Genomic DNA, 15,005 nt, shown 5'->3' with positions numbered 1-15,005 from the left:
AGTGCGAACTAAATTTGATTCGTAATACGAACTACGTCAAGATGAATCCCCAATGAAGAAGCCAACACAATCCTCCGTGCCCAACGAGGGGCTGGTGGACGCCCTCGTACGCGCCGCCTTCGTCACGACCTCCGTGCTCAACAGGCTCGGCGCCGAAAACGACCTGTCCCTCACCCTGCTTCGAGTCTGCGGAATACTCCGGGACCGGCGCCTCCGCATGGTCGCGCTCGCCGACTATCTGGGCCTTGAGAAGTCGACGATGACGGGACTCATCGACCGGGCTGAGAAGAGAGGGCTCGTAGCGCGCTCGCCAAGCGCGGAAGACGGCAGGGCCATCGACGTCTTTCTAACGAACCAGGGCGCGGAGCTCGTCGAGCGCCTGTATTCACAAGTCCAACAGGCGCTCGCACCACTCACGGAGCGGCTCAACACCGCGGACCAGCAGCGCCTCCAAGCTCTGCTTCTGCGGATGCTCGACGCTCCGGACAGCTGAGGCGTAGCCCTTGAGGTCGGAGGCGACCAGGGAGTCGTTCAGGCAATTCAGGTGCTCGCATGCAAGGAGTTCGTCGGAGCTCTTCGACAGACAGAACTTCTCGTTGCAGGCAATGCGGTGCGCGGTCCTCCTTCCCTCGTTGTCGATGGGGCCCTCCACCTGCGGGGGATTCGCTTCCGGGGCGGCGGCCCCGGGGACCTTGGGACCTGGCCGTGAGGACGGCCTCCATGCGCTCAGGGGGCTTCGAGAATGTGCAACCCAGAATTCAGGGATTGCCCTGCCCAGGCACGCAAGTGCAGACTCCCGTCGCTCTCGATTCACAAGGTGATGCGGATGCGGCCCGGTGTCGTTGTGGGTGGTATCTCGCATTCCCATGTGGATTCGGGCGCCGGGGCTTGCGCGTCGTGGCGATGCCTCGCGAATCCATGGGCCGTGTGATGGCTGTGTGACATTGACGCATTGAATGACGACGACGGGGGTATTGGCATGCGAATGCAATTCGATGTGCGCCTGGTTTGTGCCGCATTCCTGGTGGCGACGACGCTGTCGGCCTGTGGCGCTGAGTCGCCGGGCGGCGACGGCCTCACTTTGGAGAGCCGCGAAGCGGAGCTGTCGTGTCAGGTGACGCAGCAGTGCACGAACACCACGGTGTCCTGCGGCTCCGCGAGCGGTGTCTGTACCTCCGGGGTGGACAACGGAGGATGGGTGGAGTGCGATGGCACGCGGACCTACTGTCCCTCGGTCACCGCTTGCACGTGTCAGCCCGAGCGACGCGTGGTCGCAGGGTACGGAGTCCACCCGCGGTGCGCTGGGGCCTATCTCTCGGCGAGCCGGGATGCCCGCGAGAACGCGGCGGCTCAGTGCCCCCGGGGCGTCTGCAACGCCGTGGAGGAAAGGGGCGAGTGCTTCGCGACGCCGGAGGAGGCCAACGCGGACGTGACGCTGACCTTCTCCTGCATGGGACCTCCGAACTGCCAGTGAGAGGCGCCGCTTGAGGGAGGGTGATGCCCGAACGCCTGAGGGCCTCGGGCGTCACCCTCCGCTGGCTTCTGGGCACGCGGGCAGTGCCACCAGCGGATGGGGTTTCATCGAAGGCCTGAGGGAAAACGCGCGGCAGCGTCGTCTCCTCCGGAATGGCACCCATGCCCCTTCATGGTGGCCTTCCAGGAGGTTCCACATGGCGATGTCCCTTCGGGTCCTGCTGTCCACCGGGTTGCTGTTGATGTCCGTGTGTCTCTCTGGCTGTGAGGACTCACCCGACCCGGACTCCTCCGACTCCGGGTCGCCTGATGCGGGGCTCCCCGACGCGGGACCCGTGGTCTGGGATGGCACCTATACCGAGCTCGAAGAGCGCGGAGACATCCTGGACACGGGACCCTTCGCGCCGTGCACCTTCGATACCCGGGACGCGGGTGCCACGACGTGCGAGGAGCTGTCCCGCTTCGACCTCTCCCAGTGCAATCTCGGCTCGCTGTCCGAGGTGGAGGCCGGGTCCATCTACTTGTACCCGCTCCGGGACGCACGGCCCGTTCCGGACGGGGGCAACGCCGTCATCGAGGTGGGGGGCGTCCACTTCACGGAGGATGGCGGCAACATGTTCTATGTGCCCTTGCCACTGAGGGACACGGGACCTGGGCGCTTCTTCGTGCGTGGCTTCGCTCCTGCTTCGACGGCCGCCATCACCCTGGCGGGCTGCGAGCAGAAGGAGACCGACATCATCACCGGGTGCTTCGCCTACTGCTACCGGGCGCGGCTCATCCGGTCGGGAACCTTCGAGGCGCATCGGGTCTCCAGGTGGGGAGGAGAGCCCGAGTCCTCCGGTGGCCTGGAGTTGCTCTCCGAGGGTTACACTCCCCTGGGCCACCCCCTGGACCTCTACGTCACCAAGGGGCACGCCTACGTCGTCTCGATTCCCAAGCAGGTCCGCACGGGCGGCCTTTCCATCTTCGACGTCAGCAACCCGCGCGCGCCCGTCCTCAAGAAGACCCTCTCCCTCCCCGGGGACAACACCTGGAACGGGGTCTGGGCCAAGGGTGATGCCCTGTATATCGCCAGCAACACCTCGGGGACGCTCGTCTACGACATCTCCCAGCCCGCCGAGCCCCTGTTCATCCGTGGCCTCACCACGGGAGGCACGGGGACACATACGGTGCTTGTTGATGGAGACCGGCTCTACTCGATGGCGCCTGGCACCGGCACCTTCGTGCATGACATCTCGGAGCCGCTGTCGCCGCGTCTGCTGACGGTCATCGCGCTGCCCGACGCGGCCCTCCTGGGCGGTCCCCACGACACCTTCGTGTACGAGAACCGCCTGTATGTCAGTGATGCCTTCCGCGGCTACTTCGTCGTGGACGTCACCGACCTGGACCATGTCCGCGAGCTGGGTGGGTACGTCCGTCCGGACTTCACCTTCGCGCACCACAGCGCGGTGGGTACCTTCGCCGGGCGGACCATCGCCTTCGAGGGCGGAGAGTTCCAGTACGCCCATCTGCGCGTGCTCGACGTCACCCGTCCGGAGCGCATCGTGAAGATTGGCGAGTTCCGCACCCACCGGCCCTTCACCTCCATCCACAACCTCCTCCTGCGCGACAATCTCCTCTACATCGCCTGGTACCAGGACGGCGTGCGTGTGCTGGATGTGTCCAATCCCACGCGCCCCCGGCAGGTGGCCCACTACAACACCTTCCGCGAGGCGGACCCCTACCGCACCGAGAGCCCCTTCGAGGGGCTGCTCGGCATTCGCGTGCCCGGCGACGGGTATGTGTACGCGGCGGACTCCTCGCGCGGCCTGCTCATCTTCAACGAACTCGCCCAGCCGTAGCCCTCGTCCACGCGGACTCCGGGAGCTGGGCGTAAGGGGGACGCCCGCTTCTGGAGTTCGTATTCTCAGGCCCTAGCCATCGGCCCGGGAGAAATCCATGACCCAGTTCGTCTCCCACGTGTTCCCGCCGTCCGAGGAGAACGCCTGCTCCCAGCGCGGCTTCGCCGTGGTGACGCGCGACCAGGTGTAGCGGACGCGGATGGGCTGACCCTCGAAGGTGTCCACGCCCTCGAAGATGCCAACGTCGTCCGTGAACGAGCCGACCACGGGCGGCTCAAGGGCGCCGCGGCGGTTGTCCACCCAGTAGATGGACCACTGCTTCGTTTCCGGATTGAAGAACTGGAACGCGGAGCCGATGAAGCCGCTCCAGTAGTCGGTGCGGTACTCGTCCTCGATTCCCATTCCGCCCAGAAGCGGGCGGGCCACGCTCGTGGCCTTGAACTCGACCCACTCGGTGGAGCCCTTGAGCCGCTCGCGCAGGCGTCGATTGTGGATGTCCCACCGGCCGACCCAGAAATCGAAGGCACGTGCTCCGTCCCGGGCCGGCACGACGTCCTTCTGCACCACTGCTTGCTCCTTGTTCACGTTCACTCCTGTGTCATTCCCCGAAGGGGGAGGGCGAGGCGCACGGTAGGAGGCATATAGGGTGGAATCGGCCCTCATTCGGACAAGGCGGGTCCGAATGGCGGTGGGGCGGCGCTCCAGAGTCACCGCAACAGGTCCTCGAGCGACAACGCTCCCTGGGTGACCTCCACCTGGGCCCCAGCCAGGGACCGATAGAGAGGGGGCAGCACTCGCCGCGGCATCAATCGCGGTCTGACCGTGCGCAGTCGTTCCAGCACCCAGGGCCATCCAGGTGACTCGCGCTCCGCATCCGCCTTCCGTGCGAGCACTCGGAGTTCCTCGAGGTCGAGGGGCGTCAATGGCGCGCGATGACAGAAGTCATCCAGGCGCCGCGCCAGCTCCAGCACCGCCGCGCCCGCGGGCGGAGGTCCGTCTCCCAGCACCCAGCGTGCGATGGGAAGCACCTCCGCTGACGTGATGGGAACAGGCGCATGGAGCCGGGAGAGCTCGCTCGCGAGCTTCGTGCGCGCCCCCGCCATGGCGCTCTCCAACGCCAGCCGGGTCGCGGTGGCTGGCGTCTGCTGGAGCAGCAGCTCCGCCCGTGACAGCGCGCCAACGCACTCCCCGGTGAGCCCCACCTTCAGCGCACGCAGCTCCGAGAGGGCTCCGCGAAGTCCCGGCAGCATGGCGACGAGGACCTTCGCATCACTTCCGGTCGCGACCGCCGCCGCCTCCGCGACGGTGACCGGCGTATCCTCCCCCATCACCGGGCCCAGGACCCGGATGAGCTCGTCCGCGATGCGCGGGTCGACCTCCGCCTCCACCTCGACCGCGGCTTCGAGGAGCGTGGCGAGGCCGCGCAACGCGGCGGGCCCGGCGCCTTGAGGGAGCGCCCGGAGCGCCCGCAGCAGTTCTTGTCTCTCCGCTTCGGCCAATAGACCTCCCACGCTCGACACCCTCCGCGCACCCGCGTCCTTCCGTGGGTGCGCGGCCTTCGCCATCAGGACTTCACGCCTCCTTGGGGCCGTGCACCATGCCGTTGGCCTGCGGCGGCTTCGAAGGCCGCTGCGGCACCTGCGGCGTGGCCCCGCTCTGGAGCACCCGCGCCATCAGCGCACCCAGCAGCCCCTGCCCTCCCGCTCCCTCCTGACCCAACGCGATTTCCGGGACGAGCTTGACCCCGTGCTGCGCAAGCACCGTGGCCAACTGCACCGCGGTGAACGCCTGGGCACCGAGCGCCGTCACGCCGGTCCGATACGCCTCCGCCTTCGCCTCGCCCACGAGCCGCGTCGCCTCGGCCTCCGCGCCGCCGTGCAGTCGCTTCGCCGTCGCCTCCGCCTCCGCTCGCTGCCTCATGCCGTGGGCCTCCGCCTCCGCGCGCTGCCTCATGCCGTGGGCCTCCGCCTCCGCTTGCAGCCGCGTGCGGGCGGCCTCGCCCTTGGCCGTCTCCTCCACGGCGAGCGCACCCTTCTCGCTGATGGCGACCATCTGCTCGCTGCGCACCACCTCGCCCTGCATGTTCGCCACCGACGTCGCGCGCTCCAACTCGCGGCGCCGGACCTGCGCCTCGCGCTGCACCTCGTAGGTGCGCTGGAGCTCCTCGGCGATCTTCCGGTCCGTCTGCGTCTTCATCAGCTCCGCGGGCGGCTGGATGTCGCCGATGAGCGTATCGATGCACTCGACGTCATACGCGCCCAACGCGCCGCGGATGGCCTCATACGCTTCTCGCTGGCGGTCCGTGCGCGCGGACAGGAACTCCAGCACCGACACCTGCTGCGCGGAGTTGCGGAAGTAGTTGGCCACCGTGGGCTGAAGTACATGGTCGACCAGATTCTGCATGGAGCCCACGCGGGAAATCACGCGCGGCGCCTGCTTCATGCTGATGTGGATGATCTGCGACACATCGAGCGTGAAGCTGAACCCATCCATCGAGCGCACGGTGATGGGGCTGAGCTTCTCGTCGTACTTGTGCTGCTCGGTCCGCTGGGCCCAGTTGAGGACGATGTTCGTCGTGGGCACCAACTCCACCTTCATCACCCGCGTGTTGAGCGGGTGCTTGCCGGGCAGCAGCGGCTCAATCCACACACCCTTGCGCCCGCGCTCGACGAGGTCTCCATGGGTGAATTCGTCTCCCGACACGTCCAGGTGCTCGCGTCCCACGTAGCTGACCACGACGCCCACGTAGCCGATGGGGACCTCCGTCATCGGCGTCTGCTCCACCCGCACGAACCACGGGTTGAGGTTCCACGAGCCCGACAGCAGCACCTGCTCTTGCAGGCCTCGGCAGCCCCCCTCGTCCAGGAAGCGCTGCGCGCTCTGGAACGAGTCATGTCCGTCCACCGGCGCGCCCGCCAGGTCCCCTGCCGGAATGGGGCGGCCGTCCAACGTCGTCACGATGCCCACCTTGTCCAGGCCCATGTTGAAGACCTCCAGGTCCTCGGCGGACATGTCGAACTCCTCCGCGTTCTCCGGGGTGATGACGGTGAACAGCGCGGGGTTGATGCGATAGGTGCCCGCGGTGAGGAAGGCGAGCTGGCGGCCCTTCTGCCCGCCATCGTCGAGGAACGCACGCGCGTCCTGGAAGTCGTCGCAGCCCACCTCGCGACCGAGGATGTTTCCGGCCGGAATCGGCGCGCCGCCGTTCGCGACGACGAGCGCGATGTGTCCCTGCCGCACCACGACCACCGGGACGTGCGTCACCTTGAAGCGCCAGAACGGGTAGCCGAAGTGCCACCCCGGTGGGAGCAGTTGCGCCTGGTAGCCGGCCTCGCCCTCCAGCGCGACCAGCCTTCCGGGCGGCAGCGGCGCGCCGTATTTCTTGATGACCAACCCCGACTCGTTCTCGCCGATCACCTGCAAGCCGCTGAGCACGAGCACCAGCCCGATACCCAGCAGCAGCGCGACCCCGACCAGAACCACGTTGTATTCCATGAGGCCCTTCTCCCACGGCCCGCGGGAATGCGGGTGCCCCCCTCAGTGCATGCGCCCTGCCAGGGCCAAGTGGCTGGAACTCCTGGAGTCGCGTGACCGACACCTGATTCAAATCATGCCCCTTCCATGTTTGAATCGTGGAATGCGAAAACTCCTCTGGAAAGGTCCTGCTCCAGGACGAGCCCTGCTCCAGCATTTGAATGATGCGGGCTGGCGACTCGGAGGAGCCGAGCCCCGGGTGACGGTGGTGTGCTCCGCGCAGCCTCGGCTCGCGAGCGCGCCGAAGACGGGGCGGTGGTTGTGGCTGTGTGAAAGGGCCGTCCCCGTCGACGCGCTCCGGCTCGCGGTGGAGCAGGGGGCCATGGACGTGTTCTGGAAGGGAACGAGCGGCTGGGAGGCGCGGCTGCTGCGGCGGCTGGAGGAGAGCCTCATCGAGGCTCCGGCGCCGAAGGTGCCCGGGACGCTCATCGCGCACAGCGCGGCGGCGAAGGCGCTGCTCGCCCAGCTCGCCCAGGCCGCTCGCACCTCGATGCCGGTGTTGCTCACCGGAGAGACGGGGACGGGCAAGGAGGTCGCCGCACGGCTCATCCACGAGTGGTCCGAGCGGCGCTCGCACACGTTCGTGCCCATCAACTGCGCGGCCATCCCCAATGAACTCATGGAGGGCGAGCTCTTCGGTTACGCGAAGGGCGCCTTCTCCGGCGCGGTCCATGGGTATGACGGACTGGTGTCCGCGGCCGAGGGCGGCACGGTGCTGCTGGACGAGATTGACGACACGCCGCATGCGCTCCAGTCGAAGCTGTTGCGCGTGTTGGAGGACCGGGTCATCTCGCGACTGGGAGAGAACGCGTGGCGCAAGGTGGACTTCCGCATCCTCGCGGCGACCAACCGGGACCTGCGACAACTCATCGAGCGCGGCCTGTTCGGCGAGGACCTCTACGAGCGCCTCGCCACGGTGCAGATTCACCTGCCCCCCTTGCGCGAGCGGCAGGAGGACGTGGCGCCACTCGTGCTGCACTGGATGGAGCGCTACTACGCCGTCGAGGAGCCGGCGCCGGACAGTCCGCGCGTCCGGAGCGCGACACCCGAGACGCTCGACGTGCTGCGCGCCTATCCGTGGCCCGGCAACGTCCGCGAACTGCGCAACGTCATCTACGGCGCGCTGGTGGCCAAGCGCGCCGGGGACGAACTGCTCGTGTCGGATCTGCCGCGGCGGTTGTGGCAGCGCGAGCGCGCGAGCAGCTCCGCGCTGGTGTCCGAGCACGAGGTCGAGCGCCGGGTGACGCTGGGGACGATGAACCTGCGCGCCGAAATCGAGCGACTGGAGCGCATGGCCCTCAAAGCCGCGTTGCGGCGCGCCAGCGGCAATGCCTCGGAGGCCGCGCGCCTGTTGGGTGAAGTCGGCCGTGGCACGGCGAAGGACCCCGGGGGCACGGTGCGCACGATGATGAAACGGCTCGGCGTGACGGTTCGCGGCGGCAAGTGAGCCTCGAGGTCGGATGCCCCGCCCCGACAGCCAGACCGCGCCGAACTGGCCGAACGGCGACCCTCACTCGAATCGAGGTGTTCGCCGTGGCTGGTGGGCCCTGTGCGTCGGGGACCTGTCCGCTCGACATGAGGCTATAGCTTCTTGCCCTCTTGGATCTCCTTGTCGATCTTCTCAATCGTCGTTCTGAGGTCCTTGATGGATTCATGGGCCAGGGGTTGGATGTATTGAAGGTAGAAGTTGCTGTCGTGCTTGAATGGAGCGGGTACGCGCGTGTTCTGCATGGTGCCGTGGTCGCGCTTCAGTTCATCGGCGACAAGCACCAGATTCTCCTTCTTCTGCTCCGGGTACTCTCCCTGTTTCCAGTTGAAGTAACCCGGCTTCTGGTAGACGCGAAACGGACCTGAGTTCTTGTTGCTGCCAATCTCGAAGAACTCCCATTTGGTGCTGTCCGTTGTCTTCACGTCCGTACCCTTCCGCTTGCGTTTCAAATTATTGAACGCGAGTTGGTGCTTGCTCGTGATGGAGCCGAAAACCGCCTCTGCATTGGTTTGCTGGTCGAAGGTGGCGTTTTCCAGGCCGCTCGCGCTCAGGTCGAAGATTTGGCCGTACTCGTTTGAAACTTCAAGGTTGAGGCTGCCCAGGCACTGGTTCTCCACATCAAAAGCACCCGTTCGGGAGAAGCTGATGAAGGTTTCGGTGAATGGCTTTGACGGATAATCATGGACCCATTGGCTGGGGCCGATTTTCAGGTCGAGCACGATGCCCACGCGAGTGCCTGCGATAAATGACTTGGTCAGGTCTCCGATGGCGTAGCTGGTGTAGCCGACGCCGATGTCACCAATCCACCGACGCAGGAGTGCCCGGGTGGTTGGCATGACCGTGGTCGCGGCTTCGAGAGCGTCCGTGAGGGAAACCACGGAGAGGGTCTCCTCGGTGACCTTGGGGGACTCGAGCGCGGAACGGGCATCCTCGTGGAAGATCGCGCTCACGGCGGCATTCCCCTGCGGGGCAGGGTGCTTGTAGATGGTGACCGTCCAGCCACACGATATCCAACTGAGGATGTTGAACGCCGACTGGCAGCTGATCAGTCCGTTCCCAATCCAGACACAGTTGATCTTCTTTTGATCCGTGGGAAGCGCTGCCAGGCTCGTCATGATGAACTCCATCGCGGGGAAAATCTGCTGGGAGCATCTCGTGACGAGGTAGCCGAATCAAGGTTGCGCGCGTGTCGAAGCCAGCTCAGGCGCCGCCGGGCTGGCGAAACATGTGAATGGTCAGGTCGACGTTCGGGAACCGCCACTCGGTCATGACTCCCGCTGTGAAGACGGAGGCAGGGGCTTCAGGTCACCCCTCGGCCTGTATGACATCGCCACGTCACATCTCGCGTAGCGCGCCCCGAACAGCCGCATGATCTCCGCGTCGTGCACGAAGCCAAGCTTCTCGTAGAGGTGGATGGCTGGAGCGCACTTCTTGTTGGTCAACAGGTAGACCTTGTCGAACCCCAGGCTGGAGGCCCGCTGCAGGGTCTTCGCGAGCAGGAACTCGCCGACCTTCAGGCCCCGGGCGCTCTTCAAGACACCCATCTTGGTCAACTCGACCCAACCGTCCTTGGACACCATCAGGGCACACGTCCCGACCACGCCCAGCCGTGGTGTCTCGGCGAACAGCACCACGCCCCCCTTGTCGAGGATCAGCTCCCGCGGCTTCGACAGGAGGGCGATGTCGTTCGCCTCGAGGGTGAACATGTCCTGAATCCATTCGGCGTTGATTCGATGGAAGGCCTCGGCTAGGTCGTCGGAGAAGTCGCGCGCCCACATCGCGGGCGGACCGGCGGCTTCGCTCCGGCTCAGCAACGAGGACTCCGCCAGCCGTGCCTCCACCCTGGTCAGGCCCTGCATGAAGTCGCCCGACAACCCCTCGACCAGTGAAGCCGCGGCGGGCTCGATGCGCGGCAACAACTGCGTCTGGACGCGGACCATCAGGGCCTCGCCCTTTTCTGTCAGCGCCAGTCGCTTCGCGCGCTGGTCGTCCGGCGAGCGCCGCACTTCAACGAAGTCTTCCAGGGTTCCGAGCGCGCGAGTCACCGTGGGTTGGGCTACCCGCAACCGTTCGGCCAGTTCTCCCACCGTCATCGGGCCGTGCAGGCGGAGCGTCATCAACATCGACATCTGGGCTGGCTGGACTGGCAGGTCCAACGAGCGGGCCACTTCAGCCGCGTCGGCCTGCATCCGCTCGGCGAGTCGCTTGAGACGGCTGCCCAGAAAGCCCACGCCAAGTCCCGCAAGAAGATCCACTTCCATGTCGCACCTCCATATTCATAGCGCGCTATATATCTAGCTATGAATCGGGTGGAGCGCAATGGACTTTCCGGCGGGGCGACGTGCACCTCGTCGTCCAGCGGCACCGAATGTCCGTGTCGAGGCCCCGTCGCGTGGACCGCCAACGCCCCGCGGAAAACGTCCACCGCGCGCCCAGCCTGATGCGGATGCACCTCAGGCCCTGTGCGTCACCCGTCCATCGCTCACGGTGACGGAGGGCCGCCTTCCGCGCGCAGCTGCGAGAGGACCCGCTCGAGGACCTGTCGCTGCAGGTGGTTCTTGGGAACGGACGCTTGTTCCAGCTCGCTCAACGCCTGCGTCAGCAGCGCTTCCGCCTGGGCACGCTTGCCGCTCGCGCTGAGGATTCGCGCCTGTCCCGCGAGGACCGTCCCTCGCGAGGCCCCCTTGGCGAGTGACAACGCGCGCTCACTGGCGGCGAGGGCCCGCTCATGCTGTCCCGCCATCAGATGCAGCGTGGCGAGCCGCGCGGGCGGGTTGTAGTCCTCCGGCAGCTCCCGCTCACTGCGCTCCAATCGCGAGAGGGCTGCCTCCGGGCGAGCCAGCAGCGCGACCGCCATCACCCGATGCGAGTCGAGCGCGGCCCGCTCCTCGGCGCTGCGCGCGCGTGTGGCCTGCTCCTCCAGGAAACGCCACCACGTCTCCGCCAGCTCGCGCATGCTCGCCTCGTCTCCCGACGCCTCGTGGGCCTCGCAGCCCACCTCGTAGAGCGAGGAGCGCAGCGCTGGCGTCAGCGTGCCTTCGGGCGCCTCACGGGCCCGAGCCGCCTCCTGGGCGAGTTGTTCGCGCAGCGCTCGAGCCTCATCCGTCTTCGCATCCAGCGCGCAGCCCATGCCCACGTACAGCACCCGGGTGCGGTCATCCACGCGGGGCAGGTGCCCAAGCTCCTGGGCCGCCACGCGCATGCAGGAGACCGCGTCGCCCATGGCGGTGAGCGACTTGAGCCACGAAACCACGGCGCTGGCCCGGCGCGAGTCCTCGGGCGTCCAGTGCGCCACGGCCTGCTGGTAGGCCGCCGCTGCCTCCGCGTGGTGGCCGGTGAGCGCGAGCCCGTCCGCCCTGGACAGCTCCTCCCCGCCCGCGCGCCCCCGCTGGAAGGCCTGCTCTCCCTGCGCGAGCAACCCGAGCAACTGGGGCACGGACACTCCGCCCAGCGAGCGCACGAGGACCGCGCCCTGTTCCGGCTCCAGGATGAGCACGGTGGGCCACGTATCCACCGGATAGCGCTGGAGGAAGGCCTCATTGGCCGGGGCATCCGTGTCGATGGCGAGCCAGACGAAGCGGCCCTCCTGTTCCCCCAGGGCGGGTGAGGTCAGCACCGTCGAGCGCATCGAACGACACGACTGGCACCAGGGCGCCCAGGTCTCCACGAAGAGGGGCCGCTGCTTCTCCCGCGCCTCCCGAAGCGCCCTTTCCCAATCATTCTCGATGAATGCGGGCCCTGATTTGGAATTGGCGCGCTGCGTCGAAGGACTGCTGGAGGCGCAGCCCCAGAGCAGGAGCAGGACACCGAGGACAGGTCTCATCGTCATGGTTTCTCCAGGGATGTCGCAGGGATGTCGCCCCAGACATTCCCGAAACCGGCCGGGTTCCCACCTGCGACGCAACTTCGTGCGGGCTCTGTGAGAAAATGATGGAAACGCCCAGCACCCCCATGGGCGGGAGCCCTTCATGAGCCCCATCGACCGCAACCGTCCCGCTGCCACGCCTGTCGCCTCGACGCAGACCTCGCGCGCGTCCCTGAAGAACCCGCTGGGCGGACTGGTGGAGGCCGCGAAGAACGGGCTGAAGGAAGTCCCGCGCTTCCTGGAGCAGGGCAAGGATGTCTTCGAGGCCACGCACCTGAGCGAGGTCAAGAAGCTGTTCGGCGGGGACTCGAAGCCGGACCGGACGCAGGACGGCAAGCTCATGGGCGCCAAGGGGCAGACCTTCGCGCCGGGCACGCCGCTCAAGGACATCCCCGGCGTCACCCCGCGGGACAACCCGAACCCTTCGAAGACCATCCTCTACGTCAACGGCATCATGACGCCGGCGGCCAACCAGCTCGGCGAGATGAAGGCCATCGCGGAGAAGGCGGATGCGCGCGTCATCGGCATCCACAACGCGACGCAGGGAATCGTCGCGGACCTGGCCCAGTGCGTGGGTGACAAGCTGGACAAGGGCAAGAACCCCGCCGTGGACACGCTGGCGGACACCCTCTACGGCGAGCTGAAGGCGGGACGCGACGTCCACCTGATGGGCTACAGCCAGGGCGGCCTCATCACCGCTCGCGCGCTGTTCGACGTCGAGCGCCGGCTGCGCATCGAGGACGGCATGTCCCCCGCGCAGGTCGAGAAGGCGATGGGCAAGCTGAGCGTGGAGACCTTCGGCGCCGCGTCCACCAAGTACCCGGACGGACCGAAGTACGTGCACTACGTCAACAACGCGGACGCGGTGCCCACGCTCACCGGCCTGGGCGGCAGCTTCGACCCCGTCGCGTTCGCGAAGGACGCCGGCAAGGGCGCCGTGGTGCACCGCTTCACCGATGGCAACCTCAACCTCATCGGCAACCACATGCTGGACACGATGTACATGAAGCACCGCGTGCCCTTCGAAGAGGCCCGCGCCGGCAACTTCTAGTGTCCTGACGTCCTGACGGCAGGAAGAGGGTCAGCGCCACGCCGGGCACGGCCCTGCTCCGGTGGAATCCCAGTAGGGACCCGGCGCTAACCCTCTGTTTCAAGGTTTTGAACGACGCGCTGCAGGAGCTCACGCAGGAGTGCCTTCTCCTTCTGCGTGAAGCCCGCGGTCGCCTCGTCCTCTCCGCGCATCAGCGCCGCTTTCGCTTCGGGAAGCCGGGCGCGGGCCTGGGGAGTCAGCGAGGTGAGGCTTGCTCGCTTGTCCTCCGGGTTGGGCTCGCGCAGGACCACGCCGTCGCGCTCCATGCGCGCGAGCATCTCCGCCATCGTCGGCTGCTCGACGCGCGCCCGCTCCGCGAGCGTCTTCTGCGACAGCGTCCCTCCATCCTCGAGCGCCGTCAGGACCGGGAGCTGGCTCATGCCGAGGCCCAGCGGACGCAAGCGTGACTCATGCAGCCGCATGAGCAGCCGTGATGCGCGGTTGATCCAATAAGCCGACGTGGATTCCGGGTTCCAGGCGCGAGCCTTGCGTTCGTGTTGCATAGGGCCCTTTGTAATATTAATTAGGGGCCTATGCAAACTGGAAAGCGCATTGGAATCGTGGGCGGAGGACCGGGCGGGCTGACGCTCGCGCGGATTCTGGCGACTCGGGGCATTGGCTCCACGGTGTTCGAGCTGGATGAGCACCGGCTGTCACGTCCGCAGGGTGGCTCGCTGGACTTGCACGAGGACTCGGCCCTGGTCGCTCTGCGCCATGCAGGGCTCGAGGCGGGGTTCAAGGCGCTCGCGCGCTATGACGACCAGGGCGACGCGCTCTATGACCATCTGGGGACGCTGCGCTTCCAGTTGGGGGGAGACCCAAGTGGTGGCCGGCCCGAGATTGACCGCGAGCAACTGCGCACGCTCCTGCTCGACAGCCTTCCTCCCGAGACGATTCGGTGGGGAAGCAAGGTGCGCGCGGTGGAACCCCTGTCGGATGGGCGCTATCGCGTTGCGAATGAGCACGGCTCGCTCGGTGAGTTCGACCTCGTGGTGGGCGCGGATGGCGCGTGGTCCAAGGTGCGGCCGCTCGTGTCGAGCGAGGAGCCTCGCTACACCGGTGTGATGTTCGTCGAGCTGAGTATCGACGACGTGGACGCGCGGCATCCGGACGTCGCGGCGCTCATTCCTCGCGGCAAGGTTTCCGTGGTCGGCGACTGCCTGGGTCTCATCGCGCAGCGCAGCAGCAACGCGCATGTCCGCGTCTACTTGATGTTCCGCGTGGCCGAGGACTGGCTCCGACACGGCGAGGTGGATCTGTCCTCTCCCGAGCGTGCCCGCGCGGCGCTCAAGGCGCGGTTCACCGGGTGGGCACCTTTACTGCTCCGGTTCATCGATGTGAGCAATGAGACCATCGTCCCGCGTCCCATCATCGCGCTCCCGGTGGGGCATCGGTGGACGCACCGGCCGGGCGTGACGCTGCTGGGGGACGCGGCGCATGTCATGCCGCCATTCTCCGGGGAGGGCGTGAACATGGCCATGCTGGATGCGGCGGAGCTGGCACTGGGGCTCACCGAGGACTCCGACTGGAGTCGCACGGTGGCGGCCTATGAAGCGCGCATGTTCACGCGGGCCGCGGAGGCGGCGGCGGGCGCGATGGAAGGACTCGACTTCGTGTCGGAGCACGCGCTGGCGCACACGCTCGAGCACTTCGAGGCGATTCAGCGGATGGCGGGTGCGCCGCATCCCTGAGCGTGAACACGACAGGGCCGTG

At 66.9% G+C, this 15,005-nt stretch carries 13 protein-coding genes; 6 read left to right on the top strand and 7 right to left on the bottom strand.

The genetic code is table 11. The annotated features are described in order from the left end of the window. The first annotated feature begins 52 nt into the window (after nt 1-52). From HR086_RS00295 to HR086_RS00285, 3 genes are all read left to right on the top strand, one after another. A complete protein-coding gene (locus tag HR086_RS00295) occupies nt 53-493 on the top strand; it encodes a MarR family winged helix-turn-helix transcriptional regulator (RefSeq protein WP_174457731.1) in 441 nt (146 codons plus the stop codon). Nucleotides 494-979: 486 nt separating this feature from the next. After that, on the top strand, nt 980-1,474 hold the full coding sequence (locus tag HR086_RS00290) for a hypothetical protein (RefSeq protein WP_141641432.1): 495 nt from the start codon (nt 980-982) through the stop codon (nt 1,472-1,474). Between the two features lie 196 nt (nt 1,475-1,670). Continuing rightward, a complete protein-coding gene (locus tag HR086_RS00285; protein ID WP_174464507.1) occupies nt 1,671-3,314 on the top strand; it encodes an LVIVD repeat-containing protein in 1,644 nt (547 codons plus the stop codon). Between the two features lie 72 nt (nt 3,315-3,386). On the opposite strand, the gene HR086_RS00280 is transcribed toward HR086_RS00285, so the two are convergent. The 3 genes from HR086_RS00280 to HR086_RS00270 all read right to left on the bottom strand — a co-directional run bounded on the left by HR086_RS00280 (nt 3,387) and on the right by HR086_RS00270 (nt 6,809). Then, nucleotides 3,387-3,899, bottom strand: a complete 513-nt coding sequence (locus HR086_RS00280) for a hypothetical protein (RefSeq protein WP_217441633.1) — start codon at nt 3,897-3,899, stop codon at nt 3,387-3,389. 122 nt (nt 3,900-4,021) lie between these two features. Beyond that, complete coding sequence (locus HR086_RS00275) at nt 4,022-4,879, bottom strand: hypothetical protein (RefSeq protein WP_174464506.1); 858 nt, start codon at nt 4,877-4,879, stop codon at nt 4,022-4,024. Nucleotides 4,880-4,886: 7 nt separating this feature from the next. Further along, nucleotides 4,887-6,809, bottom strand: a complete 1,923-nt coding sequence (locus HR086_RS00270; protein WP_174464505.1) for an SPFH domain-containing protein — start codon at nt 6,807-6,809, stop codon at nt 4,887-4,889. A 238-nt stretch (nt 6,810-7,047) separates the two neighbouring features. Between HR086_RS00270 and HR086_RS00265 the strand changes: the two genes are divergently transcribed. After that, entirely contained in the window at nt 7,048-8,295 is a 1,248-nt protein-coding gene (locus tag HR086_RS00265; RefSeq protein ID WP_174464504.1) for a sigma-54 dependent transcriptional regulator, read from the top strand. Nucleotides 8,296-8,429: 134 nt separating this feature from the next. Here HR086_RS00265 and HR086_RS00260 read toward each other — a convergent pair whose 3' ends face one another. The 3 genes from HR086_RS00260 to HR086_RS00250 form a co-directional block, all read right to left on the bottom strand. After that, entirely contained in the window at nt 8,430-9,452 is a 1,023-nt protein-coding gene (locus tag HR086_RS00260; RefSeq protein WP_174464006.1) for a hypothetical protein, read from the bottom strand. Between the two features lie 150 nt (nt 9,453-9,602). Then, a complete protein-coding gene (locus tag HR086_RS00255) occupies nt 9,603-10,598 on the bottom strand; it encodes a bifunctional helix-turn-helix transcriptional regulator/GNAT family N-acetyltransferase (protein ID WP_174464503.1) in 996 nt (331 codons plus the stop codon). A gap of 221 nt (nt 10,599-10,819) precedes the next feature. Beyond that, entirely contained in the window at nt 10,820-12,166 is a 1,347-nt protein-coding gene (locus HR086_RS00250; protein WP_174464502.1) for a thioredoxin family protein, read from the bottom strand. A gap of 139 nt (nt 12,167-12,305) precedes the next feature. Between HR086_RS00250 and HR086_RS00245 the strand changes: the two genes are divergently transcribed. After that, the gene (locus tag HR086_RS00245) at nt 12,306-13,253 is read left to right on the top strand and encodes a hypothetical protein (RefSeq protein ID WP_141641425.1); all 948 of its coding nucleotides are present in this window, start codon (nt 12,306-12,308) and stop codon (nt 13,251-13,253) included. An 86-nt stretch (nt 13,254-13,339) separates the two neighbouring features. On the opposite strand, the gene HR086_RS00240 is transcribed toward HR086_RS00245, so the two are convergent. Continuing rightward, nucleotides 13,340-13,795, bottom strand: a complete 456-nt coding sequence (locus HR086_RS00240; protein ID WP_174464008.1) for a MarR family winged helix-turn-helix transcriptional regulator — start codon at nt 13,793-13,795, stop codon at nt 13,340-13,342. Nucleotides 13,796-13,825: 30 nt separating this feature from the next. On the opposite strand from HR086_RS00240, the gene HR086_RS00235 reads away from it, so the two are divergent. Beyond that, nucleotides 13,826-14,983 carry an NAD(P)/FAD-dependent oxidoreductase gene (locus HR086_RS00235; protein WP_174464501.1) on the top strand — a complete coding sequence of 386 codons (1,158 nt, stop codon included), beginning with the start codon at nt 13,826-13,828 and terminating at the stop codon, nt 14,981-14,983. Nucleotides 14,984-15,005 lie beyond the last annotated feature (22 nt).

It is taken from the genome of Myxococcus sp. CA039A, from assembly GCF_013336645.1.
Lineage (GTDB): Bacteria > Myxococcota > Myxococcia > Myxococcales > Myxococcaceae > Myxococcus > Myxococcus llanfairpwllgwyngyllgogerychwyrndrobwllllantysiliogogogochensis.
Note: the sequence above shows the minus strand (reverse complement) of the source record. Positions and strands in the feature narration are given on the sequence as shown.

Coding starts and splice junctions, on each gene's coding strand:
- HR086_RS00295 (WP_174457731.1), top strand. CDS start 53: ATGAAGAAGCCAACACAATCCTCCGTGCCCAACGAGGGGCTGGTGGAC.
- HR086_RS00290 (WP_141641432.1), top strand. CDS start 980: ATGCGAATGCAATTCGATGTGCGCCTGGTTTGTGCCGCATTCCTGGTG.
- HR086_RS00285 (WP_174464507.1), top strand. CDS start 1,671: ATGGCGATGTCCCTTCGGGTCCTGCTGTCCACCGGGTTGCTGTTGATG.
- HR086_RS00275 (WP_174464506.1), bottom strand. CDS start 4,879: ATGGCGAAGGCCGCGCACCCACGGAAGGACGCGGGTGCGCGGAGGGTG.
- HR086_RS00270 (WP_174464505.1), bottom strand. CDS start 6,809: ATGGAATACAACGTGGTTCTGGTCGGGGTCGCGCTGCTGCTGGGTATC.
- HR086_RS00260 (WP_174464006.1), bottom strand. CDS start 9,452: ATGACGAGCCTGGCAGCGCTTCCCACGGATCAAAAGAAGATCAACTGT.
- HR086_RS00255 (WP_174464503.1), bottom strand. CDS start 10,598: ATGGAAGTGGATCTTCTTGCGGGACTTGGCGTGGGCTTTCTGGGCAGC.
- HR086_RS00250 (WP_174464502.1), bottom strand. CDS start 12,166: ATGACGATGAGACCTGTCCTCGGTGTCCTGCTCCTGCTCTGGGGCTGC.
- HR086_RS00245 (WP_141641425.1), top strand. CDS start 12,306: ATGAGCCCCATCGACCGCAACCGTCCCGCTGCCACGCCTGTCGCCTCG.
- HR086_RS00240 (WP_174464008.1), bottom strand. CDS start 13,795: ATGCAACACGAACGCAAGGCTCGCGCCTGGAACCCGGAATCCACGTCG.
- HR086_RS00235 (WP_174464501.1), top strand. CDS start 13,826: ATGCAAACTGGAAAGCGCATTGGAATCGTGGGCGGAGGACCGGGCGGG.